The organism is Microbacterium sp. GQ128 (genome assembly GCF_059758615.1).
In genome coordinates this window covers 147,918-172,172 of the sequence record NZ_JCAXDY010000006.1, presented here as the reverse complement: position 1 = coordinate 172,172, position 24,255 = coordinate 147,918, and the positions used below count along the sequence as shown (strand labels likewise).

Sequence of the window (24,255 nt, the reverse complement as noted above, 5' to 3'; positions counted from 1 at the left end):
AACGCCGCCGAAAGGGGAGAGACCATGACCGAGGACAACGCCGCCGCACAGCGCGAGGAGTACCGCCGCCAGTTCGCCGAGGAGATCTCGCTCATCTGGGAGATGGCCGGCACCTCCCGCATGGACGGGCGGGTGCTGGGCTACTTGATGATCATGGATCGCCCCTACATCTCGTCGTCCGACCTCGCCGCGGCACTCGGCGCCAGCACGGGAGCCGTGTCCATGGCGACCCGGCGGCTGATCGACACGAACTTCATCCGTCGCCACTCCTTGCCCGGCGACCGGAACCACTACTTCATGGCCGAGGAGGACCCGTGGGGCAGCTTCCTGGCCAACGAGCGCCGCTACTTCGACAGGCAGATCCGCTCCCTCGACACGGCCCTGCGCTGGCTGAGCCCGAACGAGACCGACGCCGCCGTGCGTCTGCGCAACGGCCGCGACTACCTGGAATGGGTGCAGGACTACCACCACAAGATGCTCGCCGACTGGCACGAGCACAAGCGCGCTCGCGACGCGGGCGAGGACGAAGCGTGATCGATGGATGCCACTGAATCCGTTCTGCGGGTGCGCGACCTGCGTGTGACGTTCGGCACCCGCGATCGCGTCGAGATCGTGCACGGCCTCGACCTCGACGTCGCTCCCGGCGAGGTCGTCGCGATCGTCGGCGAATCCGGGTCGGGGAAGTCGGTCACGGCGTTGTCGGTCATCGGCCTGCTGCCCGACGGCGCACGGGCCACCGGCTCGGTGCAGCTGCACGGGCGCGAGCTGCTCGGGCTCACACCGCGGGAGCTGCGCCACGTGCGCGGTGCCGAGATCGCGCTGATCTCGCAGGACCCGGTCGCCTCGCTGAATCCGGTCTTCACGATCGGGTTCCAGGTGGTCGAGGCGGTCCGGGCCCACGATCGCTCGCTGAGCACGCGGGCGGCCCGCCGCCGGGCGATCGAACTGCTCGAGCTGGTCGACATCCCCGACCCCGCCCGGCGCATGAAGCAGTACCCGCACGAGCTCTCCGGCGGGCAGTGCCAGCGTGTCGGCATCGCGATGGCGCTGGCATCCGACCCGCAGCTCCTCATCGCCGACGAGCCGACGACGGCGCTCGACGTGACGGTGCAGGCCGAGGTGCTCGACGTGCTCTCCCGGCTCGGGCGGCGCGAAGGTCGGGCGATCCTGCTGATCACGCACGACATGGGTGTGGTGGCCGAGCTCGCCGACCGCGTGGTGGTCATGCGTCACGGAGCACTCGTAGAGGAAGGCTCGGCGCGCAGCGTGCTGCTCGCGCCGTCGGAGGGCTATACCCGTCAGTTGCTGGAGGCGGTGCCGAGGATCGGATCGCGCGGGCCGGCCGCCGCGCCGGATGCCGCGGCCGCCGTGCTCGAGATCGACGACCTCGTAGTGACCTACGGCAACCGCCTGCGGGGCACCTTCCGCGCTGTCGATGGCGTGAGTCTGCGCGTGCAGCAGGGCGAGATACTCGGGCTGGTGGGCGAATCGGGGAGCGGCAAGTCCACGATCGGCCGCGCCGTGATCGGCGCGGCCCTGGTGCGCGAGGGCCGGATCCTGATCGAGGGTGTCGACCTGAGCACGGCGTCGCGGTCGCAGCGGCGGCGCACCCGTCGACGCGTCGGCGTCGTGTTCCAGAACCCGGCGCTTTCCCTCAACCCCCGCTACACCGCGCGCCAGAGCATCGAAGAGCCGCTGCACAGCATCACGGGGCTCCGCGGGCGCGCGTTGAGCGAGCGAGTCGACGAGCTGTTGGAGTCGGTCGGGCTCGCCGACCGCGCCGACCGCTACCCGCACGAGCTCTCCGGAGGGCAGAAGCAGCGCGTCGCGATCGCCCGCGGGCTGTCGCTCGACCCGGCACTGCTCATCGCAGACGAGCCGACCAGCGCGCTCGACGTGTCGGTCCAGGCGCAGGTGCTGGACGTCTTCCGCGAGCTGCAGTCGCGGCTGCGGTTCGCCTGCGTGTTCATCAGCCACGACCTCGCCGTGATCGACGAGCTGTGCGACAGCGTGATGGTGCTCCGGGAGGGTCGCGTGGTGGAGGTGGGCTCGCGGACGCAGGTGCTGGAGCATCCGCAGGATCCGTACACGCGCCGATTGCTCGCCGCTGCTCCGGTACCCGACCCCGATGCGCAGCAGGTACGCCGTGCCGAGCGGCTCGCGCTGCTCGGAACGGACTGAGGAGAGCCAGATGCGGCATAACCCCGACTACGCCCTCGATGACGTCGAGACCGTCCGCGCGCTCGTGCGCGAGAACCCGTGGGCGACCATCGTCAGCCACGTTCCCGGTGAGGGGCTCGTCGCCTCCCACTACCCGGTGCTCCTCGACGAAGACGCCGAGGGGCTTGTGCTGCTCAGCCACGTCGGTCGCCCCGACGAGCGGCTGCACCGGTTGGGAGAGCACGAGACGATGGTCATCGTCTACGGACCGCACGGCTACGTGTCACCGGGCTGGTACGACGCGTCTCCGGCGGTACCGACCTGGGACTTCGCCGTCGCGCACCTGCACGGAACCCCCGAGATCCTCTCCGACGAGGAGAACCTCGCGGTGCTCGACCGCCTCGTCGCCTGGTTCGAGAGCCCGCTGCCGGACCCGTTCCTGATGCGTCGCACAGTGGAGAACACGGCCTATGCGGAGCGCATCGTGCACGGCACGGTGGGGTTCCGTCTGCGCGTCGACCGCATCGACGCGAAGGAGAAGATGCACCAGGACAAGCCGGCCGAGGTCATCTCCCGGGTGATCGACGCACTGCGCCGACCGGGCCCGTACGAGAATCCGCGGCTGGCCGATCGGATCGCCGCCGTCAACCGCGAGGCGCTGGACGGAAAGCAGGTGACGGTATGACCGCGTTCGTGGGAGTGCACGACATGGTGCAGTGGATCTCGCGCCGCGGCGCCGAGACCATCATGACCGAGATGGCCGAGACGATCGAGGCCGACTTCCTCCGCTGGGAGTCCTTCGACAAGAGCGAGCGGGTCGCCAACCACACGCCGTTCGGGGTGATCGAGCTGATGCCGATCAGCGACCCCGACCTGTACGCGTTCAAGTACGTCAACGGACACCCGTTCAACCCGGGCCGCGGGTACCAGACCGTGACGGCGTTCGGCGTGCTCGCCGACGTGCACAACGGCTACCCGGTGTTCGTGGCCGAGATGACGATGCTCACAGCTCTGCGCACGGCGGCGACCTCGGCGATGGTCGCGCGGCGCCTCGCCCGCCCGGACTCGGCCGTCATGGCGATGATCGGCGCGGGCAGTCAGGCCGAGTTCCAGGCGCTGGCGTTCCGCGGGGTGCTCGGCATCTCGCGGCTGCGGATCTTCGACGTAGATGCAGCGGCGTCCGCCAAATTCGTGCGCAACCTCGCCCCGCTCGGTTTCGACATCACCGTGTGCGCCTCGTCGTCGGAGGCGGCTGCGGGTGCGGACGTCGTCACGACCTGCACCGCCGACAAGGCGGTCGCGCAGGTGCTGGCCGACGCTGACGTCGTCCCCGGCATGCACATCAACACCATCGGCGGTGATTGCCCCGGCAAGACCGAGCTGGATCCGCGCATCCTCGACCGCGGGCCGGTCTTCGTCGAGTACACGCCGCAGACGCGGGTGGAGGGGGAGATCCAGAACGTCGCCCCCGAATTCCCCGTGACTGAGTTCTGGCGGGTGCTCGACGGCACCGCGCCCGGTCGCACGGCGGCGGACCAGGTCACGATCTTCGACTCGGTCGGTTTCGCGATCGAGGATTTCTCGGCTCTGCGGCACCTGCGCACCGACCTCACCGGGGCCGGCCCGGGTGTGGAGATCGACCTGGTCGCCGCCCCGGAAGACCCGAAGGACCTCTTCGGCTTCGCCACGGCGCCGGTCCCGGTCGCCTGAGAACACCCCCGCCTCCCCTCCTTCCTGATCGGAGCAGCATGACCGACCCCCTGACCCTCCGCGGCGTCCGTCCGTACGGCGGCGGCGACCCCATCGATGTCCTCATCCGCGACGGCCTGGTCGCCGAGATATCCCCGGTCGGCACGGCCGATCCGATCGGCGAGGTCGTCGACGCGGACGGGCGCTGGATCGGCCCCGGCCTCTGGGATTCGCACGTGCACTTCACGCAGCACGTGATCCGCCGTCGCCGGGTCGACCTCACCGAGACCCGCAGCGCGGCTGAGGTGCTCGCGGTGGTGCGCCGTGCCCGTGCGGAGGGGGCGCCAATGAGTAACGGGATGCTGATGGGGTACGGGTTCCGCGACGGACTGTGGCCCGAACCCGCATCGCTCGACGCGCTCGACGCGGCCGTGTCCGACGTCCCGGTCGTGCTGGTGAGCGGCGACCTGCACTGCGGATGGATGAACCGCGCGGCGGAGGCGGCCTTCGGGCTGCGCCTCGACGAGACCGGTCTGCTGCGCGAGGGGCCTTGGATCCAGCTGCTGCACTCGTTCGACCAGGCCGGCGAGCTGCCCCTCTCGGCGTATCGCGAGGCCACCGACGATGCCGCGGCCCGTGGAGTGGTCGGTGTGGTCGAGTACGAGAACGCCGACAACCTGCGCGACTGGCCGGAGCGCACCGCGCGGGGAGTGGATGCCCTTCGCCTCCAGATCGCCGTCTGGTCCGATCGCCTCGACGGCGTGATCGCGCGAGGGGTGCGCACGGGAGACATCGTCGACGAGCGGGGTCTGGTCGAGTTCGGTCGGCTCAAGGTGATCGTCGACGGCTCGCTGAACACCCGCACGGCGTGGTGTTGGGATCCGTACCCCGGCATGGACCCCGCCCATCCGCACGCCTGCGGTCTGGAGAGCGTGCCGATCCCGGAGCTGCGTCGGCTGCTCGAGGCGGCCGGGGCGGGCGGGATCGGCGCGGCCGTGCACGCGATCGGCGACCGGGCGAACACCGAGGTGCTCGACACGTTCGAGGAGCTCCGGATGACCGGCGTGATCGAGCACGCGCAGCTCGTGCGGGAGCAGGACTTCGCCCGGTTCGCGCAGCTCGGCCTGATCGCGAGCGTGCAGCCCGAGCATGCGATGGACGACCGAGACGTGGCCGACCATCACTGGGCGGGCCGCACCGATCGTGCCTTCGCCTACGGGTCCATGCACCGCTCGGGTGCCGAGCTGCGGCTCGGCTCCGACGCTCCGGTCGCGCCGCTGGACCCGTGGATCTCGCTCAGCGCCGCGACAGCTCGCAGCCGGGGTGGTCGTGACCCCTGGCATCCCGAGCAGCGGCTTCCGATCGACGTGGCGCTCGCGGCATCCTCGCGCAGCACCGTCTCGGTCGGACAGCGGGCGGACCTGGTGCTGACCGAGCGCGATCCCTTCGCCTGCGACGTCGATGAGCTGCGCGGGATGCCGGTCGCGGCGACCCTGCTCGGCGGCCGCTTCACGGCGAACAAGCTCTGAGCGGGCAGGGAACAGGCTTCGCCAGCGCCGCCCGGGGTTCGTCACCCCGGCGCTACAGCCGGTCCACGCCCGTCACGGTCACGACGGCCTGACCTGCTTCGTCGGAGGCAGCCAGGTCGATCGTCGCGGTGATGCCCCAGTCGTGGTCGCCGGCGGGGTCGTCGAAGATCTGCCGCGCGGTCCAGGCCGTGGCACCCTCGGTGAGGATGAGCAGCTTCGAACTGCGGGCATCTCCGCCGGTGAGGATCTCGTCGTGGTCGTCGTAGTAGCCGTCGAGGGCATCCGACCAGGCGTCGGCGCCGAAACCGGGGTCGAGCTCGGCCAGGGCGTCCACGTCTTCTCGCGCCGCGAGCTGCACGCGGCGGAACAGCTCGTTGCGCACCAGGATGCGGAACGCGCGGATGTTGCTCGTGAGACGCTTGGGGGCCGGGGGGACGATCGGCTCGTCAGGCGCGTGCGGATCGAAGCGGCCGTTGTCGACCCCGGCGATCAGCTCTTCCCACTCGTCGAGCAGGCTGGAGTCGACCTGGCGCACCAGCTCGCCGAGCCACTCGATGAGGTCGCGCAGATCCTCGTCCTTGAACTCCTCCGGGATGGTCTGCGAGGCCGCGCGGTAGGCGTCGGAGAGGTAGCGCAGCACCACGCCTTCGGAGCGAGCGATCTTGTAGTAGGCGACATATTCCCCGAACGACATGGCCCGCTCGTACATGTCGCGCACGACCGACTTCGGGTGCAGCTCGAAGTCGCGGATCCACGGCTGCGCGGCGCTGAACGTCTCGAATGCCGCTGTCAGCAGCTCGTCGAGCGGTTTCGGGTACGTGATCTGCTCGAGCAGCTCCATCCGCTCGTCGTACTCGATACCCTCGGACTTCATCGCGGCGACCGCTTCGCCGCGGGCGAGGAACTCCTGCTGGCTGAGCACGGCACGAGGATCGTCGAGGGTCGACTCCACGATCGAGATCATGTCGAGCGCGTACGAGCCGGTGCCAACCCCCTGGGTCGCTGAGCTGGTCGAAGCGTCGGGGTCGAGCAGCTCGAACGCGGCGAGGGCGAACGGCGACAGCGGCTGGTTGAGCGCGAAGTTCGGCTGCAGGTCGACCGTGAGGCGGATGTCGCCCTCCGGAGTCTTCTCGACGATGCCCGATTCGCGGAGCGTGCGGTAGATGCCGATGGCGCGGAGCGCGAGCTCGCGCTGCCGATTCCGCGGCTCGTGGTTGTCGTATACCAGCGATCGCATATTCGCGAAGACGTCACCGCCTCGCGCGATCACGTTGAGCATCATGGCGCTCGTGATCTGCATGTGAGAGGTCAGCGTCTCGGGGACGGCGTCGATGAGCTTGCGGAATGACGGCTCGCCCCACGAGACGAAGCCGTCGGGCGCCTTCTTGCGGACGATCTTGCGCTTCTTCTTCGGGTCGTCGCCGGCCTTCTTCACCGCGGCGACGTTCTCGCTCTCGTGCTCCGGAGCCTGGGCGACGACCGTCCCGGCGGTGTCGTACCCCGCCCGCCCGGCGCGACCGGCGATCTGATGGAACTCGCGGGCGTTCAGCTGCCGCATCCGGGTGCCGTCGAACTTCGTCAGCGCGGTGAGCAGCACGGTGCGGATCGGCACGTTGATGCCGACGCCGAGGGTGTCGGTGCCGCAGATGACGCGCAGCAGTCCGCGCTGGGCGAGCTGCTCGACCAGACGACGGTACTTCGGCAGCATGCCGGCGTGGTGCACGCCGATCCCGGCGCGGAGGAAACGCGAGAGGGTCTTGCCGAACGCGGTCGTGAAGCGGAACTCGGCGATCAGTGCCGCGATCGCGTCGCGCTGCTCACGGGTGGCGACCTTCGTGCTGGAAAGTGCCTGCGCCCGCTCCATGGCCGCAGCCTGCGAGAAGTGCACGACGTAGATCGGCGCCTGCCCGGTGTTCAGCAGGTCGTCGAGGGTCTCGTGGATCGGCGTGGTCTCGTAGAAGAAGTGCAGGGGGACGGGGCGCTCGACGCCGGTCACGGTCGCCGTCTCGCGGCCGGTGCGACGGGTCAGGTCGGCGGCGAGCTCGGTCACGTCGCCGAGGGTCGCCGACATCAGGATGAACTGCGCCTGCGGAAGCTCGAGCAGCGGCACCTGCCAGGCCCACCCGCGGTCGGGGTCGGCGTAGAAGTGGAACTCGTCCATCACGACCTGGCCGACGTCGGCATCCGTGCCCTGGCGCAGCGAGAGGTTCGCGAGGATCTCGGCGGTGCAGCAGATGATCGGGGCATCGGCGTTGACCGAGGAGTCGCCCGTGACCATACCGACGTTCTCGGCGCCGAAGACGTCGACCAGCGCGAAGAACTTCTCGCTCACGAGCGCCTTGATCGGGGCGGTGTAGTAGCTGCGCCGGCCGGCGACGAGAGCGGCGAAATGCGCGCCGATCGCGACGAGCGACTTCCCGGTCCCGGTGGGAGTGGAGAGGATCAGGTTGTTGCCGGAGACGATCTCGATGACCGCCTCGTCCTGCGCGGGGTAGAGGCTGATGCCGGTCGACTCCGCCCACTCGACGAAGGCGAGGTAGACGGCATCCGGATCCGCGGCGTCCGGAACGAGGGCGGGATCGAGCCGCGGTGGGGAAGTCATGGTCCTTCGATCATCCCCCATGCGCGTGCGCACCGCGTCTCACCCCTCCTGCGCCGGCCGCATCAGGCAATCGCGCGAGATCAGGAGGATATGCCGGTGGGTTGCCTGATGCGGCGGTTTCGCCTGATCTCGCTGACCGGCCGAACGGCCAAGCGCGGCGAATCGCGCGGGAGAGGAACGGTGCCGCGCTCGGCGGGGGAGGAACGGATGCCGCGCTACGCGGTCGCGGCACGCAGGGCGATGCGGATCATGTCGCCGAAGGTCTGCTCGCGCTCCTGCGCTGTGGTCTCCTCGCCCGTGACGATGTGGTCGCTGACCGTGCAGATCGCGAGGGCGCGCCGACCGTAGTACGCCGCGAGCGTGTAGAGCCCGGCCGCTTCCATCTCGACGCCGAGGATGCCGTGCTGCACGAACGGCTCCGTGAGCTCGGGACGGGTGCTGTAGAACTGGTCGCTCGAGAACAGCTGCCCGACATGCACGGTCGACTCGAGGTCTTCCGCCTCGCTCGCCTCCACGGCTGCGCGCAGGAGGCCGAAGTCCGCGACCGGCGCGTAGTCGAGCCCGTGGAAGCGCACGCGGTTGATGCCGGAGTCCGTGGACGCGCCGTTGGCGATGATGATGTCGCGCACCTTGACGCGCTCGGTCAGCGCCCCGCACGACCCGACCCGCACGATCGTCTGCACGTCGTAGGAGTCGAACAGCTCGTTCGCGTAGATCGCCATAGACGGCTGGCCCATGCCCGAACCCTGCACCGAGATGCGGTGCCCCTCCCAGGTGCCGGTGAAACCCAGCATGCCCCGCGTCTCGGAGTACAGCTCGGCGTCGTCGAGGAAGGTCTCGGCGATCCACTTCGCTCGCAGCGGGTCGCCGGGGAACAGGACGATGGGGGCGATCTGGCCGGGCTCTGCGGCGATGTGCGTGCTCATGGCCCCAGCGTAGCCAGCGACCGCAGGGCTAGCCGGGCACGCCGGCGAGCCCGAGGGCGGTGATGAGCTCGTAGGCCGCCGAGCGTGCCTGCACGATCACGGTGCCGACCTGGACTCCCGCCGCCGATACCGACAGGAGCAGTTGGCCGTAGGGTGCGAGGACGAAGCTGAGCAATGACAGCTGGCTCTGCCCGATCGACACCGAGACGACGGCCGACAGGCTCGGTTCCGTCCCGCCGGAGATGATCTCGGCCTCGGCCCTGGCGACGCCGAACAGCGAACCGTTGATCGCCGCCAGCCGCTCACCCGTCTCCTCTCGCGTGCCGACGGAGGCGATATGCAGGCCGTCGGCGGTCGAGAGGACGGCCGTCGTCAGCTCGGGGAAGCGCTCCTGCAGATGGCGCAGTCGGGTGAGTGCAGCCTGGCTGACGACGCTCGACCAGAGCTCCCAGTGGGCCGCGATCTCCGGATGCATGAGCACGGGGTCGCCTCCGTGGGTCGCGTCGTCCCGGCGCGCGGCGTCGTTCGGGAGAGGGGGTTCGTCTGTTCGGATGTGTGTGTTCACGACTCTTCTTCCGGAAGGTCAAGGGCCACGCACGCGACGCGCATCACGCTGTCACGATCGCGGGCGTCGGCGGCATGAACGCGATTCGCGGGGATCCCGTATCGCGCCAGGACCTCGGTGAGTTCCTGGCGTACTGTGCCCATCGCCTCTTCTGCGCAGTGGCTGACGGCGATGACCATTCGCTGACCGTCGCCGGCGAACCGAGGAATCCACGCGGCGGCGTCGGCGGCGAGGTGCGACCGGTCGGCCCGCAGCCAGAGAAGGATGCGCGTGTCTGCGGTCGAGGATCTTCGTCGGGCGGGAGCGAAACGGTCTTGCCCGGGAACCCCGATGAGGGTGACGGAGATCTCGGGCGTGGGTTTCCACGCGCCGTAGTCGAGGCCCACCGTGGTGGTGGTCTTCTCGCCGTCGCCGTACTCCGCCGATCCGGCCGAGATCGGAACGTCGGTGTCGACCGGAGGGACGTCGCTCAGTGCGCGGACGGCCGTCGTCTTCCCCGCGCCGACCGGCCCGGCGAAGATGAGCCGGTAGCGGTTCGGCAGATTCACGTGCCTCCAGCGTGCCCGCCGCATCGGCGTCTCCACCGACGCGGCACGCACCCACGAGATCTCCTCGAGGCCGTCGCTGCGCACGGCCTCGCCGGTCAAGCGTTCAGAGCCGCAAGATGGCGGTTCACTGCGGAGCGGAGAAGTGCGAGGTTCGTCGCCTGGCGATCCGCGGCGAGGTAGATGAACGTCTCATCGGTGATCATCTTGTGCAGGTGCAGCTGCGTGTCGAGGGTGAGCAGCATGTCCTCGAAGGTCGCATCGAGACCGAGCGCCTCGATCGTACGCATCTTGTTCTTGACGATCTCGCTGTTGTAGGCGCTGGCCACATCGAGGTCGAAGTCCGGTCGGACCGAGCTCGAGGCCAGTGGCATCCCGGATTCGAGATCGACGACGGAGGCGCCGATGAAACCGTTGATGTCGTGCGCGATGTCGGTGATGAGTGCGTTCAGTTCGTCTTGCGTAGCCATGATGCTCCCCAGGTCGTGTCGCACGCGCAGAGACCACCCTGTGCAGTCCCCCCAGAGCCCGCGCAACTCATAAAGTGTATAACGTTACTGTCTCATATGCGGAATCGTGGTGGGACACGCCTGTTGATCTCCCAGGCGGATGCCGCGCCCACCCGTTCCGAAGGAGATCTCACGAAATGAAGGAGCGGATCCCGGATGCTCTCCTTCAGAGCGTGAGATCTCCTTCGCGTCGTGTGCGCAGACGGCAGACCGGACGTGCGCTCAGCCCTCGCGGCGTCGCACGATCTCGTCGATCCACAGCGGCGCGAACGGCGAGGTGCAGCCCGGCGCGGTGGGGTAGTCCGCGAGGACCTGCAGGCGTTCGCCGATCTCCCGCGCCCTCGCGCGGTGCTCCGGGTGGAAGATGCCGATGTTGGCCAGAGTCTCGTTCATCGCCCACTGCAGTCGGGACGGCGCATCCTTCAGATCGCGTTCGATCAGGTCGAGCAGGTGCGAGAGGTCGAGGCCATCCGGGTCCTTCATCACGCGCACGGTCGTGAGCGACCAGGCGGCTGCGGCCACTGTGGGGTCGGCATCGTCGAACCAGCGCAGACGCAGCTCTTCGGCGAGCGGCGACTTCTTGGCGACGTAGTTCACGAACCAGTCGTTGACCTTCGGTGGACGGGTCTCGCGCAGCATGGCGTCGAGCTCGTCGGCGGTGAAGTCGCGCGGTCGGCAGATCAGCAGGGCGAGCAGTCGTGCCGGGGTCTCGCCGGTCGCCCACAGCTCCTGCGCGAGCGGCTGGTCGGTCTTGATCCGCTTCGCGAGCGCGCGCATCCGGCTGAGGTTGATGCCGTGGTCATCGCCGCGCTTCTCGTTGGCGGCGCGCATCTTCGGGTCTTCGAGCGCGGCGAGCTCGCCCAGCGCCTCCGCGACGGTCATGTCGGACATGTCACCAGGCTATCCACCCGCCGACCCTCCTCATGGTTCTCGGCGCGAACGGCCCCCTTGCGTTCGAACCGCCCCTTTGCGTGCGTCCATAAAGGGGCGGCTCGCACAGACAGGGGTGGGTCGACCGGAGAGGGAGAGGGGGAGAAGGGGAGATCAGTCCTCGTCGAGCAGCTCGCCCCGGATGCGGCGGAGATCCTCCATGAGCGAGCCGATCAGGATCCAGTGCTGCGACGCCGGCGGGCGGATCACGAGCGGTGCGGTGAGCGCGGGGATGGCGCTGGTCTCCGTGTCGGGCTCGGGCGACGCCTCGGCGACCTGCACGGCGAGGCGCACGTCGTGCCCGGCCCGCCGCAGCTGCTCGGCGATCGCGGCGACCGCGGGCTCCTCGCCGATCGTGTCGTCGTAGTGGTCGAAGTACGCGCGGGTCATGCCGATCGTCTGGGTCACGATCGGTGAAAGGCGCTCCAGCAGCTCCCGCAGCTCCTGCAGTTCGCTGCGATGATTCGAGCGCCGCGGGTTCAGGGTGAGCGACTCCTCACCGGCGGCGATGGATGCGTCGGCGGCATCCTTCATCGGACGCAGCAGCCGCACCTCGAGCATCAGCTCCTGCAGCTGGGCGGCCGTCTGCGGCTCCGGCAGCGCGACGGCGAGGCGGTCGAGGCTGGCGGCGAGCTCTCGCCCGAGCAGTCCGACGTCGCGCCGAGCGGGGGCGACCAGCACCGGAGGCACGATGAGCGCGTTCACGACGATGCCGATCACCACGCCGATCAGGGTCTCCACGATGCGCGCGAAGGCGTACTCCGGGCTGGACGATCCGAGTGCCAGCACGAGCATCGCCGAGATCGCGACCTGGTTGCCGGTTCCGGGCGAGGCGCGGAAGATCCACGCCACCAGCATCGCGACGACGATCGCCAGCAGCACGATCCAGCTCGGCGAACCCAGCAGCAGGCCGAGCGCGACGGCGATCACCACGCCGGCGATCACACCGATGCTGCGCTCGAGTGCCTTCGACAGCGACTGGTTCACGCTGGGCTGCACGACGAGGAGCGCGGCGATCGCGGCGAACACCGGCAGCTGCGCGGGGAACACCCATCCCGCGATGAGCCACGCCGCGATGGTCGCTGCGGCGGACTTCACGACCTGCAGCAGCGGGGAGCGCTGGGAGGCGCGGATCGCGGCGGGGATGCGCATGACCTCAACGGTAGCGCCGCGACGCCGCGGATGATCGACGTGCGATCACGCGGCTGTCAACCCCGTGGCCGATCCTCGCTGCTCCGGGCTGAATGGGACCACACGAACGACGAGAAGTGAGGAGCATCACATGGTGCAGATCATCGAGACCATCGACGTCGACGTCCCCGTCCGCACGGCGTACAACCAGTGGACGCAGTTCGAGAGCTTCCCGAAGTTCCTCGACGAAGTCGAGTCGATCACTCAGATCGACGACACCCACACGCACTGGAAGGTGAAGGTCGGCGGCGCGACCCGCGAGTTCGACGCTGAGATCACCGAGCAGCACCCGGATGAGCGCGTCGCGTGGAACAGCACCGGCGGCGAGACCGAGCACGCGGGTGTCGTGACGTTCCACAAGCTCGACGACACGTCCACGCGCGTGACCGTGCAGCTGGACTGGGCGCCCGAGGGGCTGCTCGAGAAGATCGGCTCCCTCGTGGGCGCCGGCGGGCACGCGGTGAAGAAGGACCTCCAGAACTTCAAGGAGTTCATCGAGGGCCGCGGCGTCGAGACCGGAGCCTGGCGCGGCGACGTCGACGTCTGACCTCGAACCCCAGGTGGCGAGGCCCGGATGCCGTTCAGGCGCCGGGCCTCGTCGCGTCGAGCGCTGTACGATCACGCCATGACGAAGACCACATTCAAGCCGGGCGACGAAGTCATCACTCCGCGTTCACGCGGAAAGGTCATCGACATCTGCGCGACGCCCTCGGGGCAGTTCATCTTCGGCATCGAGGATGAGACCGGAGAGGTCACCTACTTCACCCCCAAGGCTCTACAGCACGCCTGACGAGCCTTCCCCCGGGCTCGGGTCGCGGCCGGGATCTTCCGCGCGTCCGGGGTGCGTGCTTGCATGGGCGCATGGAGCGGGACGAGAAGCTGCGCGGCGAGACGAGGGCCGTCTGGGCGACCGCGGTCTGCTTCGTCGTCGGTGCCGTCGCGGGCATGCTGCTCCTTCGTGGTGACCCACGCCCGCTCACCGGTCCAGGATCGCTCGCGGTGCCGGTCGCGGCGGTCGCCGGCATCGTCGCCGCCGCCGCGTTCCTGACGAGCACGCTGATGCACCGTCGCGCGGAGACCGGGCCGATGCCGCGCTGGCAAGCTGTGGCCTCCGACCTCTCGACCGTCGCGCTCACCGTCGCTTTCGGAGCGGTCACCGTGATGGGTGTCCTGCTCACGGCCGAGATCCTCGCCGTCGGCCTCCAGGGGCTGCAGCTCGCGGCGGTCGGCGGGGGTCTGCTCGCGGGTGTCGCCTCGGCCGTCGGTGGCCGCTTCGCCTTCGGAGCCGGCATCGGACTGCGCACGGCCGACCTGTCTGCCCTCCTGCTCGGATTCCTCGTGATCGGCACGCTCTTCGCCATGGTCACGTCCGCCGACCCGCGCTGGTGGGAGGAGAACTTCTCGCAACTCGGATCCGGGTGGGCCTTCAACGGCACCCTCGTCGTGGCAGGGCTCCTGATCGCGACCGTCGGCTCGTACATCGGCCGTGACCTGCACCGGATGCTCGGCGACTCCGCTCTGCGGCGCATCGCCGCGGTGGTCGCGCTGTGGGCGGCGACCGGTGTCGCGCTCGCCGCCGTCGGCCTGCTGCCGCTGCACCGGCTGCCCCTCCCGCACGACATCGCCGCCTTCGCGACACTCGTCCTGTTCCTCGGTGCCGCGGCCGCCACCGTGGCCGCCATCCCCGGTCCTCCCCGCGCGTTGCTGATCACATCGGTCGGCGTCGGACTGCTCATCGTGGTGGCCGTCGTGCTGTGGGTGCCGTTCGGCCTGTACTCGGCCACGGCGGTCGAAGCCGTCGTCGTCGGGCTCGGACTGCTGTGGATGGCCACGCTCGTGCGGGTGATGGCGATCCTCGTGCCGGCGCAGTCGCGCCCCTCGGCGCGGCGGTCGCCGCTGCGCGCGGAGACGCCGCCCGCCTAGTCGTCGCCATCACCCGGGTGGCGGCATCCCTAGGCATCGGCACCCGAAAGATAGGGAATCCGTCCGATGTCGGTGGGGCACCTCAGAGCGGAGCGTAGGGATACACCACACCGACGAGGAGATCCCATGTTCGAGCACAGTTTCTTCACCGAGCAGTACACCGGTTACCAGCACGAGGAGCTGGAGCGCGCAGCCGCGCGTCGGCGCATGCTCATCGAGCGCGCCGACCAGATCGTTCCTCGTTCCCCGGGGGCGGTGCGTCGGATGCTGCGCCGCATCTTCCGTCCGGACGCGGGGCGATCCGTCACCAGCCAGACCGCGAAGACCCGACCCGTGACGTCCCGCGCCGCGACCGTGTCGACCTCGCATCCGGCCTCCGTCTGCGACCGGACGGCCTCCGTCGCACGGTGAGCGACGCGGCCGTTCGGACCGGATCACGGTCCGCCCCGAATGTCGGCGGAGGGTGGGATCATGAACCCATGCCTTCCTCCGCACCGAGCACCGTGATGGTCGGTCGTGCGGCCGAGCTCGCCGAAGTGCGCCGGCTGTTCGACGGCGTGCGTGAGGGGGTGCCGGCGGCGCTGCTCGTCGAGGGCGATGCGGGCATGGGCAAATCCCGGCTGCTGCGCGAGTTCACCGCCGAGATCGAGCACACCGCCGACGTCCATGTGGGGTGGTGCCTCGACCTCGGCGGTTCTCGCACGCCATACGGCCCGCTCACCGGCATCCTCCGCTCCATCGTCACGCGCATGGGCGTCGAGCGGGTGCGCGAGTCGGTCGGGGTGGGCGCCGAGGCCCTGGCCATGCTCCTACCGGAGCTCGTGGATGCACCGACCGACCGCGAGCGCACCAGCCCCGAGCGACTCCGCGACGCCATCGCCTCCCTGATCGAGGCAGCCGCCGAGCGGGCACCCCAGGTGCTCGTGGTCGAAGACCTGCACTGGGCCGACGATTCGACGCTCGCCATCTTGTCCTTCCTCCTGCGCGCGCTCGACCGTGGGCGCATCCTGCTGCTCCTCACCTGCCGGAGCGACGACGTGCGACGCGGAGACGCGGTGAGCCGTTTCATCGGCGAGGCCACGCGTGCGCGCCTGCTCGAGCGCCTCACGCTCGCCCGGCTCGACACAGCCGCGGTGCGGGAACTGGCCGAGCGGATCAGCGGCCGCCCACTCTCCGAGGCCGCCTTCGATCGCATGCAGGAGCGGGCCGAGGGCGTGCCGTTCTTTGTCGAGGAGATCGCGGGATGCGCGAACGGTCCCCTCCCCGACGGACTCCGCGACCTGCTACTGGCCCGGTTCGACCGTCTCGGCGACGATGCGCAGCACGTCGTCAAAGTCGCCTCCGGTGCTGAGCGTCCGCTGTCGCATCCGCTGATCACCCGCCTCGCCGATCTTCCGGAGCAGCGGCTCGACGAGGCGATCCGCGAGGCGACGCGCAGCGGCATCCTGGTCGTGGCCGATGACGACTACCGGTTCCGGCATGCCCTCCTGCGCGAGGCCGTGCACGACGACCTGCTTCCCGGTGAGCGTGCCCGCCTGCATCGCGCCTACGCTGAGGCCCTCGAGGCTTCGGCTTCGGGCAGCGACGGGGGCGACGACGCTGCCGCGCTCGCGTACCACTGGCAGCTCGCGCAAGACGATCGGAAGGCTCTCGTCGCCGCGGCCGATGCCATGCGCCACGCGAAGGCGCAGTATGCGTTCGCGACCGCCGCCCGCTTCGGCGAGCTCGCACTGCAGCTGTGGCCTCTCGTCGCCGATGCCGCCGATGCCGCGCGCCTCGAGCGCCTCGATCTGCTTCTGGTGCTGGGGTCGATCCTGCGCAACGCCGGCGACGGCGAGCGGGCGCTCGCTGTGGCGAACCTCGCGCTCGCCGAGGTCGACCCCGAGACCGTCGAGCCGCGTCTGCATGCGCGACTTCTGCGCAACAAGGCGCTGTACCTGGTCAACCTCGGCCGCCTCGGGGCGATCCCGCTGCTGCAACAGGCCCTGGCCATCGCCGAGGCGCATGTCGACGACGAGGTCTTCCGGGCCGAGCTGCTCAACCAGCTCGCGAGCCGGCGCATGATCGCGGGCGACCGTGAAGAGGCGATCCGGCTCGCGGATGAGGCCGAGCGTGGGGCCGCAGGGGCGCCGTCCACGGATCAGCTGTCGATCGCGGCGAATGTCCGCGGCGGCTCCCTCGCGCACCTGGGCGAGGTCGAGGCGGGCGTGCGCCAGTATGAACGCGCGCGCGACCTCGCGACGGGCTCGAATGCCGAGATGCGGTACCGCGTCAACTACTCCGACCTGCTGACCCTGCTCGGCCGCTACCGCGAGGCCGTCGAAGTCGCCGAAGAGGGCCTGCGCCGCGCGCGGGAGCTCCGCGTCGAGCGCACCTCGGGGTCGATCATGGCGCAGAACATGGTCGTTCCCCTGCTCGAGCTCGGTGAGATCGACCGGGTGGAGGAGATGCTGTCGCGCGACATGATGCAGGGAACCCTGCGCGTGTTCCGCATGTACATGAGCATGACCCGGGTGCGGGTTCTCGCCTGGCGGGGCAGGACGGACGAGGCCGACGAGCTGCTGCAGGAATGGCTTCCGGCTTTCCACGAGACCGGCATCTCCGAGCGGCAGATCTGGTACGACCGGGTGATGATGACGGTCGCGGTGGCCGAGAGCGCGGGCGACCTCCGCGGAGCGCTCGACACCATCCTCGAGATGCTTCGGGACGAACGGCCGGCCCTGCTGCACCAACGGCGGCTCCTGCTGCAGGGCGGGGCGCTCATCGCCGAGCTGCGGGCAGAGGGCGCCGATGTTGCGGCCGCCGTCGACGCGATCCGCACCGCCTGGCTCGCGCAGCCCGCACAGCTGCAAGACGATGCCTGGTCGACCATCCTCGACGCCCTGCTCGAACCGCACCCCGACTCGCTCGACGCGGCACTGCTGTGCGCCGACGGCGAAGACGTGCCCGTCACCTTCCGCGTCGTGCTCCGGCTCGAGCAGGCGCGCATGCGGGTGCACGAGGGTGACCGACCGGCGGCGTCGGTCGTGCTCGCCGAGGCGGCCGAGATCGCGGAAGCTCTGGGGCATGCGCACCTGCAGGCCGCCGTCGCGCGGTTCGCCACCGACGCGGGGTTCGGGGTGCGCCTCGCGTCGGTGGCGTCCGCCGGCGCCGACCCGCTGACCGCGCGCGAGAAGCAGGTGCTCGAACTCATCGCCGAGGGCTTGAGCAACCGCCAGATCGGCGAGCGGCTCTTCATCAGCGTCAAGACCGTGAGCGTGCATGTCTCGGCGGTGTTGCGCAAGCTCGGTGTGAGCACGCGCACCGAGGCGGCTCTTCTGCAACAGAATCCGACGTTCTCTGCTGCACGTCAGCCAGCCGTGGTACGTTGAGCAAGCGCGCGTATCGGATGTTCCGATTCCGCGTAGGCCGTGCAAACGGCTAAGTCAAATAGAAAGTAGAAACACATGGCCACTGGCACTGTGAAATGGTTCAACGCGGAAAAGGGCTTCGGCTTCATCGCTCCCGATGACGGCTCGGACGACCTCTTCGCCCACTACTCGGCTATCGCCGGCTCCGGTTTCAAGGAGCTCCGCGAGAACCAGAAGGTCGAATTCGACGCTGAGCGTGGCCCCAAGGGCATGCAGGCGGCGAACATCCGCGCTCTCTGAGCGCGCGCTGACTTCCTGAAGCCGGCCGGATCCTCACGGATCCGGCCGGCTTTTTCTGTACCCGCAGCTTTCGCTTCGCGCGAATGGTCCGATTCGGCGGCGATCTGCGACCATTCGCGCGATTCGAAACGAGGTCTGTGGCCAGGACTCGAAGTGAGGCGGACCTAACCTCCGTGTTAGATTAGGCCAGGCTTACCAAAGGCTGGGCGCACCTCTCGCGCCGCCCCCTCACCCCGAACCCCGAAGGGAACGCCTGTGCGCACCTCTCGAATCCTCGCCATCGGCGCGGCCGCTGCACTCGCCGTCGGCCTCTCCGCCTGCGCCTCCTCCGCCCCGGAATCGTCCGGGTCCGCCGGCGGCAACCCGGCCTCGGCCGATGCCTTCCCCGTCACGGTGGAGCACGTCTACGGCGAGACCACGATCACCGAGAAGCCCGAGCGCATCGCGACGGTCGCCTGGGCGAACCACGAGGTGCCGCTGGCCCTCGGCATCGTCCCGGTCGGCATGAGCAAGGCCGCCTGGGGTGACGACGACGACAACGGTGTGCTGCCCTGGGTCGAGGAGAAGCTCGACGAGCTGGACGCCGAGACGCCGGTGCTCTTCGACGAGACCGACGGCATCGACTACGAGGCCGTCGCCGACACCGAGCCCGACGTGATCCTGGCCGCGTACTCCGGTCTCACCCAGGAGGAGTACGACACCCTCTCCAAGATCGCTCCGGTCATCGCGTACCCCGAGGTCGCCTGGGGCACCTCGGTCGACGACATGATCGAGATGAACTCGAAGGCGCTGGGTCTCGAGGAGGAGGGCGAAGCCCTGATCGAGGACCTGCACGCCGACGCGGAGGCCGCTCTCGAGGAGAACAGCATCCTGAAGGACAAGAAGGTCCTGTTCGCGTACCTCGACCCGGCCGACCTGAGCCAGATCGGCTACTACACGGCGATCGACACGCGTCCCGGATACCTTCGCGACAACCTCGGCCTGCCCTTCCCGTCGATCGTGGAAGACACCGCCGACACCGAGAAGTTCGACCTCACGGTCAGCGCGGAAGAGGTCGCGAAGTTCGCCGACGTGGACGTGTTCGTCACCTACGGTGACGACTCGCTGATCGCGCAGCTGCAGGCGGACCCGCTGCTGTCGAAGATCCCGGCGATCGCCGAGGGACGCATCGCGATCCTCCCCAACGCGACGCCGATCGCGGCATCCGCGAACCCGTCACCGCTGTCGATCCCGTGGGGACTCACCGACTACCTCGCGATGCTGGCCGCGCCCCTGTCGAAGTAGCCATTCGATCCGCATCGGCGGAGTGAATCCCCCCGTGACCTCAGCAACCGTCATCGCACCCGCGCCGGGCGCCGCAGACCTGCGACGCCCGGTGCTGGTGCGCACCCTCTGGCTGCTCATCGGGGTCGCGGTGCTCGTCATCCTCAGCATCCTGTCGATCTCGTTCGGCGTGCGCGCCGTCTCGTTCGACGACATCGTCGCGGCGCTCGGCGGCCACACCGACACGATCGCCCAGGCCGCGATCGTCAAGCGCATCCCGCGGACGGTCCTCGCCCTCCTCGTCGGCGCCGCGCTCGCGCTCTCCGGTGCGACCATGCAGGCCGTGACCCGCAACCCCATCGCCGACCCCGGCATCCTCGGTGTCTCGAACGGGGCTTCGCTCGCGGTCGTCTGCGGCATCGCGTTCTTCGGGCTCAGCAACCCCTATGGACAGATGGGGTTCGCGATCGCCGGAGCCGGGATCGCCGCCGTCTTCGTCTACACGGTCGGCTCGCTCGGACGCGGGGGCGCGACGCCGCTCAAGCTCGCGCTCGCGGGTGCCGCCACCTCAGCCGCCTTCGCGTCGCTCATCAGCGCGGTCATGCTGCCGCGCGTCGACCTGCTCCAGACGTTCCAGTCGTGGCAGATCGGCGGTGTCGGCGGGGCGGAGTGGCCGCGCATCGCCCTCACCGCACCCGTGCTGGCCGTCGGCGCCCTGATCTGCTTCCTCAGCGCGCGCGGCATGAACTCCCTCGCCCTCGGCGACGACATGGCCAAGGGGCTCGGCGAGCACGTGTTCCGCACGCGCATGGTCTCGGCGCTCGGTGCGGTGATCCTCGCCGGCGCGGCGACCGCGATCGCCGGACCCATCGGCTTCGTCGGCCTCATCGTGCCGCACATGTGCCGGATGCTGGTGGGCACCGACCACCGCTGGCTGCTGCCGTTCTCGGCCATCGCCGGCGCCGCGCTGCTGACCGCGAGCGACATCATCGGCCGCGTGATCTCGCCGTCGGCGGAGGAGATCCAGGTCGGCATCATCACCGCCATCATCGGCGCCCCCTTCTTCATCTGGATTGTCCGTCGGCAGAAGGTGCGTGAGCTGTGAGCACGACCGAGCACACCGAGCACACCCTCGATCGCGTCGACGAGCCGGCATCCGCCCGCATCGCCCGGATCGTCGCGGGCCGTCGCTCGCGCCACCGCCGGCACGCGATCGCGACGATCGTGCTCGGCATCCTGCTGCTCGTGCTCTTCACGGTCGCCCTCATGGTGGGCAACACCTTCTACTCGCTGGATGAGGTCATCCGCGTGGTCCTCGGCGAGACCGTCCCGGGCGCCTCCTTCACCGTCGGCGACCTCCGACTGCCGCGCGCGGTGCTCGCGGTCCTCACCGGCATCGGCTTCGGCATGGCGGGCGTGTGCTTCCAGACGATGCTGCGCAACCCGCTCGCCTCGCCCGACATCATCGGCATCTCGAACGGCGCCGGGGCTGCCGCGGTGTTCGGCATCGTCGTGCTGTCGGTGAACGGGCCGGTCGTGTCGCTGCTCGCCCTCGGCGGTGCCATCGTCACCGCCCTCGCGATCTACCTGCTCTCGATCAAGGGCGGCTTCGCGGGCACGCGCCTGATCCTGATCGGCATCGGCGTCGCCGCGATGCTGCAGAGCGTCATCTCCTACATGCTGTCGCGCGCCGCGAACTGGGACATCCAGACCGCGATGCAGTGGCTGACCGGAAGCCTCAACAACGCGTCGTGGGAGCGGGTGCTGCCGATGGCGATCGCCGCGGCGATCATCGTGCCGCTGATGCTGTCGCAGGGCCGCGCGCTCGGCGCCCTCCAGCTCGGCGACGACTCCGCGGCCGGCCTCGGGATCCGTGTCGACGCGACGCGCCTGCTCCTCATCCTCGGCGCCGTCGCGCTGCTCGCGTTCGCCACGGCGGCGACCGGCCCCATCGCGTTCGTCGCGTTCATGGCCGGACCCATCGCCGCGCGCATCACCGGGCCGGGAGCGAACCTGCTCCTGCCGTCGGCGTTCGTCGGGGCCGTGCTCGTGCTCGGCGGCGACCTGATCGGCCAGTTCGCCTTCGGCACCCGCTATCCGGTCGGCGTCATCACCGGCGTGGTCGGCGCTCCGTACCTGATCTACCTCCTCATCCGCACCAACCGCTCCGGGGGTTCGCTATGACCGTCTCGCACAGCCTGTCGGCCGAAGGGGTCACGCTCGCCTACGGCGACCGCACCGTCATCGACGGCCTCGACCTGCAGATCGCGCCCGGGCGCATCACGACCATCGTCGGGGCGAACGGATGCGGCAAGTCGACGCTGCTGCGCTCGCTCGCCCGCCTGCTGTCGCCGAGCGACGGGCAGATCGTGCTCGACGGCAAGTCCGTGCACGCCCGACCCACCAAAGAGGTCGCCCGCATCCTGGGCTTGCTGCCCCAGTCTCCGGTCGCGCCCGAGGGCATCGCGGTGGCGGATCTGGTGGGCCGCGGACGGCACCCGCACCAGAAGATGCTCGCGCGCTGGAGCACCCACGACTACGAGGTGGTGGCCGACGCTCTCGACGCGACCGGCATCAGCGACCTCGCCGACCGCAGCGTCGACGAGCTCTCCGGCGGGCAGCGGCAGCGCGTCTGGATTGCGATGGCCCTCGCGCAGGAGACCGACATCCTGCTGCTCGACGAGCCGACCACCTTCCTCGATGTCGCGCACCAGGTCGAGGTGCTCGACCTGCTCACCGACCTGAGCGTCTCGCGCGGCACGACCATCGTCATGGTGCTACACGACCTCAACCTCGCCGCCCGCTACGCCGACGAGCTGGTGGCCATGAAAGACGGGCGTGTGCACGCGACCGGCGCCCCGCAGGACGTCGTGACCGCCGGGCTCGTCGAAGAGGTCTTCGGCCTCGCCAATCAGATCACCATCGACCCGGTCTCCGGCAAGCCGATGGTCACACCCATCGGGAGGCACCATGTCCGCTGAGACGACCACGACCGAGCGTCCGACCTACATCCTCACCCGCGCCGAGGTGCGGGCCGTCGCTCGGGTCTCGCCCTCGTTCGTGCGGGTGACGTTCGGCGGCGACGATCTGTTCGAGTTCGGCACGCCCGGCGAGGTGTTCGACAGCCGCATCAAGCTCGTCTTCCCGCCGGCATCCGGGGTGCTGCCCGAGCTCGACCGAGCCTCGGACAACTGGTGGCAGTCGTACCTCGCGGTGCCGGAGGGGGAGCGCGGCTCGATGCGCACCTACTCCGTGCGCGAGCTGCGGGTCGATCCCGCCGCGGGCACCGAGGTGGACGTCGACTTCGTCCTGCACCTCGAGCCGGGACTCACCGGACCCGCGTCGTTGTGGGCGAGCCAGGCCGCTGTCGGGCAGGAGCTGTACCTCGTCGGGCCGCGTCGCGGAGTGGACGTGGATGCGCACGGCGGGGCCGAGTTCGCGCCGGGACGGGCGGCGTCGGTCGTGCTCGCCGGCGACGAGACGGCTGCTCCCGCCATCGCCCGCATCCTCGAGGACGCGCCTCGCGACCTGCGCGGAGTGGCCTTCATCGAGGTGCCGTCGCCCGCCGACATCCTGCGCATCGACGTGCCCTCCGGTGTCGAGGTGCACTGGCTGCCGCGCGACGCGGGCGACCCGCACGGCCTGCGCCTGATCCCCGCGGTGCTCGCCTACCTCGGTGACGCCGACGCGGCGGACGAGATCCGCGTGAAGGACATCGACGGCGACGACCTGCTCTGGGAGACGCCGGATTACTCCGGTCTCGGCGAGGAGATCGACAGGGCGGATGCGCCGGCCGAGCGCTACTTCTGGATCGCGGGGGAGAGCGGCGTGGTCACCACCCTGCGCCGCCACCTCGTCAAGGACCTCGGCATCGACCGCGGGCAGGTCGCGTTCATGGGCTACTGGCGCCGCGGCGTCGCGATGCGGGGCTGACATGACGACGACAGCGCCCCACGCCCTGCAGGGCGAATCCCTCGTGCTCGGATACGGCCGTGCCCGGGTGGTGCACGACGTGTCGCTGCGCCTCGCGCCCGGGCGGGTGACCGCCCTCATCGGTCCTAACGGCAGCGGCAAGTCGACCGTGCTGCGCGCCCTCGCTCGCCTGCACCGCATCGAGGCGGGGAGTGTGCGCATCGGCGGAGACGAGACGCGCGACGCCACCGCCCTCTCGGCCAAGGAGTTCGCGAAGGCCGTCGCGATGCTCTCGCAGTCGCGGCCGCATCCCTCCGGCATCGAGGTGTCCGACGTCGTGGCGTACGGCCGCCACCCGCACCGGGGTCGCTTCTCCGGTGTCAGCGACGCCGACCGCGCCGCCGTCGCGCGGGCGCTCGAGCTGACCGGGCTCGCCGCCATGGCCTCCCGCCCCGTCGACCAGCTCTCGGGCGGCGAGCTGCAGCGCGTGTGGCTGGCGACCGCGCTGGCGCAGGAGACCGGCGTGCTGCTGCTCGACGAGCCGACGAACCACCTCGACCTGCGGTACCAGGTGGAGACGCTCGACCTGGTGCGCGAGCTCGCCGACGACCACGGCACCGCCCTCGGCGTCGTGCTGCACGACCTCGACCACGCGGCATCCGTTGCCGACGACGTGGTGCTGCTGCACGCCGGTCGGGTGCAAGCGGCCGGCACCCCCGCCGAAGTGTTGACGGGCGAGAACCTCTCGCACGTGTACGGCCTGCGCATCGACACCGAGATCGACGAGGAGACCGGCCTCGTGCGGGTGCTCCCGCGCGGGCGTCACCACGGTCGGCATCGCATCCCCGCGGCATCCTGAAC

At 69.8% G+C, this 24,255-nt stretch carries 24 protein-coding genes; 17 read left to right on the top strand and 7 right to left on the bottom strand.

The window, feature by feature from the left end:
- The first annotated feature begins 24 nt into the window (after positions 1–24).
- The 5 genes from AC6CHX_RS18360 to AC6CHX_RS18340 are packed head-to-tail and all read left to right on the top strand — an operon-like array spanning position 25 to position 5,378.
- Positions 25–534 carry a GbsR/MarR family transcriptional regulator gene (locus AC6CHX_RS18360; protein ID WP_051662391.1) on the top strand — a complete coding sequence of 170 codons (510 nt, stop codon included), beginning with the start codon at positions 25–27 and terminating at the stop codon, positions 532–534.
- A 3-nt stretch (positions 535–537) separates the two neighbouring features.
- Positions 538–2,181, top strand: a complete 1,644-nt coding sequence (locus AC6CHX_RS18355; protein WP_498274002.1) for a dipeptide ABC transporter ATP-binding protein — start codon at positions 538–540, stop codon at positions 2,179–2,181.
- A 10-nt stretch (positions 2,182–2,191) separates the two neighbouring features.
- Positions 2,192–2,845 carry an FMN-binding negative transcriptional regulator gene (locus AC6CHX_RS18350; RefSeq protein WP_498274001.1) on the top strand — a complete coding sequence of 218 codons (654 nt, stop codon included), beginning with the start codon at positions 2,192–2,194 and terminating at the stop codon, positions 2,843–2,845.
- On the top strand, positions 2,842–3,870 hold the full coding sequence (gene ocd / locus AC6CHX_RS18345; protein WP_498274000.1) for an ornithine cyclodeaminase: 1,029 nt from the start codon (positions 2,842–2,844) through the stop codon (positions 3,868–3,870). Before AC6CHX_RS18350 ends, ocd begins: the two co-directional genes overlap by 4 nt.
- Positions 3,871–3,908: 38 nt before the next feature.
- Positions 3,909–5,378, top strand: a complete 1,470-nt coding sequence (locus tag AC6CHX_RS18340; RefSeq protein ID WP_498273998.1) for an amidohydrolase — start codon at positions 3,909–3,911, stop codon at positions 5,376–5,378.
- 52 nt (positions 5,379–5,430) lie between these two features.
- On the opposite strand, the gene AC6CHX_RS18335 is transcribed toward AC6CHX_RS18340, so the two are convergent.
- The 7 genes from AC6CHX_RS18335 to AC6CHX_RS18305 form a co-directional block, all read right to left on the bottom strand.
- Positions 5,431–7,980, bottom strand: a complete 2,550-nt coding sequence (locus AC6CHX_RS18335; protein ID WP_498273996.1) for a DEAD/DEAH box helicase — start codon at positions 7,978–7,980, stop codon at positions 5,431–5,433.
- 215 nt (positions 7,981–8,195) lie between these two features.
- Positions 8,196–8,906 carry a purine-nucleoside phosphorylase gene (deoD, locus tag AC6CHX_RS18330; RefSeq protein ID WP_498273994.1) on the bottom strand — a complete coding sequence of 237 codons (711 nt, stop codon included), beginning with the start codon at positions 8,904–8,906 and terminating at the stop codon, positions 8,196–8,198.
- A gap of 28 nt (positions 8,907–8,934) precedes the next feature.
- Complete coding sequence (locus AC6CHX_RS18325; RefSeq protein WP_136041407.1) at positions 8,935–9,471, bottom strand: roadblock/LC7 domain-containing protein; 537 nt, start codon at positions 9,469–9,471, stop codon at positions 8,935–8,937.
- Positions 9,468–10,118 (bottom strand): hypothetical protein, encoded by a 651-nt coding sequence (locus AC6CHX_RS18320; RefSeq protein ID WP_136041406.1) that lies wholly within the window; start codon positions 10,116–10,118, stop codon positions 9,468–9,470. Before AC6CHX_RS18320 ends, AC6CHX_RS18325 begins: the two co-directional genes overlap by 4 nt.
- On the bottom strand, positions 10,115–10,486 hold the full coding sequence (locus tag AC6CHX_RS18315) for a roadblock/LC7 domain-containing protein (protein ID WP_498273992.1): 372 nt from the start codon (positions 10,484–10,486) through the stop codon (positions 10,115–10,117). Before AC6CHX_RS18315 ends, AC6CHX_RS18320 begins: the two co-directional genes overlap by 4 nt.
- Positions 10,487–10,747: 261 nt before the next feature.
- Positions 10,748–11,416 (bottom strand): DNA alkylation repair protein, encoded by a 669-nt coding sequence (locus tag AC6CHX_RS18310; protein ID WP_498273990.1) that lies wholly within the window; start codon positions 11,414–11,416, stop codon positions 10,748–10,750.
- A 153-nt stretch (positions 11,417–11,569) separates the two neighbouring features.
- Complete coding sequence (locus tag AC6CHX_RS18305; RefSeq protein ID WP_136041403.1) at positions 11,570–12,607, bottom strand: FUSC family protein; 1,038 nt, start codon at positions 12,605–12,607, stop codon at positions 11,570–11,572.
- Between the two features lie 130 nt (positions 12,608–12,737).
- Between AC6CHX_RS18305 and AC6CHX_RS18300 the strand changes: the two genes are divergently transcribed.
- The 12 genes from AC6CHX_RS18300 (at position 12,738) to AC6CHX_RS18245 (ending at position 24,253) form a co-directional block, all read left to right on the top strand.
- Positions 12,738–13,193: an SRPBCC family protein gene (locus AC6CHX_RS18300; protein WP_498273988.1), complete on the top strand. Its 456-nt coding sequence runs from the start codon at positions 12,738–12,740 to the stop codon at positions 13,191–13,193.
- Positions 13,194–13,271: 78 nt separating this feature from the next.
- Entirely contained in the window at positions 13,272–13,436 is a 165-nt protein-coding gene (locus AC6CHX_RS18295) for a single stranded DNA-binding domain-containing protein (protein ID WP_168429539.1), read from the top strand.
- A gap of 71 nt (positions 13,437–13,507) precedes the next feature.
- On the top strand, positions 13,508–14,569 hold the full coding sequence (locus AC6CHX_RS18290) for a DUF998 domain-containing protein (RefSeq protein ID WP_498273986.1): 1,062 nt from the start codon (positions 13,508–13,510) through the stop codon (positions 14,567–14,569).
- 126 nt (positions 14,570–14,695) lie between these two features.
- On the top strand, positions 14,696–14,980 hold the full coding sequence (locus AC6CHX_RS18285; RefSeq protein ID WP_498273984.1) for a hypothetical protein: 285 nt from the start codon (positions 14,696–14,698) through the stop codon (positions 14,978–14,980).
- Positions 14,981–15,048: 68 nt separating this feature from the next.
- Positions 15,049–17,940: a helix-turn-helix transcriptional regulator gene (locus tag AC6CHX_RS18280; RefSeq protein WP_498273982.1), complete on the top strand. Its 2,892-nt coding sequence runs from the start codon at positions 15,049–15,051 to the stop codon at positions 17,938–17,940.
- Positions 17,941–18,015: 75 nt separating this feature from the next.
- Positions 18,016–18,219 (top strand): cold-shock protein, encoded by a 204-nt coding sequence (locus tag AC6CHX_RS18275; RefSeq protein ID WP_017831237.1) that lies wholly within the window; start codon positions 18,016–18,018, stop codon positions 18,217–18,219.
- 255 nt (positions 18,220–18,474) lie between these two features.
- A complete protein-coding gene (locus tag AC6CHX_RS18270; protein WP_498273980.1) occupies positions 18,475–19,503 on the top strand; it encodes an iron-siderophore ABC transporter substrate-binding protein in 1,029 nt (342 codons plus the stop codon).
- Positions 19,504–19,537: 34 nt separating this feature from the next.
- A complete protein-coding gene (locus AC6CHX_RS18265) occupies positions 19,538–20,587 on the top strand; it encodes a FecCD family ABC transporter permease (protein WP_498273978.1) in 1,050 nt (349 codons plus the stop codon).
- The gene (locus AC6CHX_RS18260) at positions 20,584–21,666 is read left to right on the top strand and encodes a FecCD family ABC transporter permease (protein ID WP_498273976.1); all 1,083 of its coding nucleotides are present in this window, start codon (positions 20,584–20,586) and stop codon (positions 21,664–21,666) included. Before AC6CHX_RS18265 ends, AC6CHX_RS18260 begins: the two co-directional genes overlap by 4 nt.
- The gene (locus tag AC6CHX_RS18255) at positions 21,663–22,463 is read left to right on the top strand and encodes an ABC transporter ATP-binding protein (RefSeq protein WP_498273974.1); all 801 of its coding nucleotides are present in this window, start codon (positions 21,663–21,665) and stop codon (positions 22,461–22,463) included. Before AC6CHX_RS18260 ends, AC6CHX_RS18255 begins: the two co-directional genes overlap by 4 nt.
- Positions 22,453–23,415 (top strand): siderophore-interacting protein, encoded by a 963-nt coding sequence (locus AC6CHX_RS18250; RefSeq protein ID WP_498273972.1) that lies wholly within the window; start codon positions 22,453–22,455, stop codon positions 23,413–23,415. The genes AC6CHX_RS18255 and AC6CHX_RS18250 overlap by 11 nt, the downstream gene beginning before the upstream one ends.
- A gap of 1 nt (position 23,416) precedes the next feature.
- On the top strand, positions 23,417–24,253 hold the full coding sequence (locus AC6CHX_RS18245; RefSeq protein WP_498273970.1) for an ABC transporter ATP-binding protein: 837 nt from the start codon (positions 23,417–23,419) through the stop codon (positions 24,251–24,253).
- The last annotated feature ends 2 nt before the right edge of the window (positions 24,254–24,255 follow it).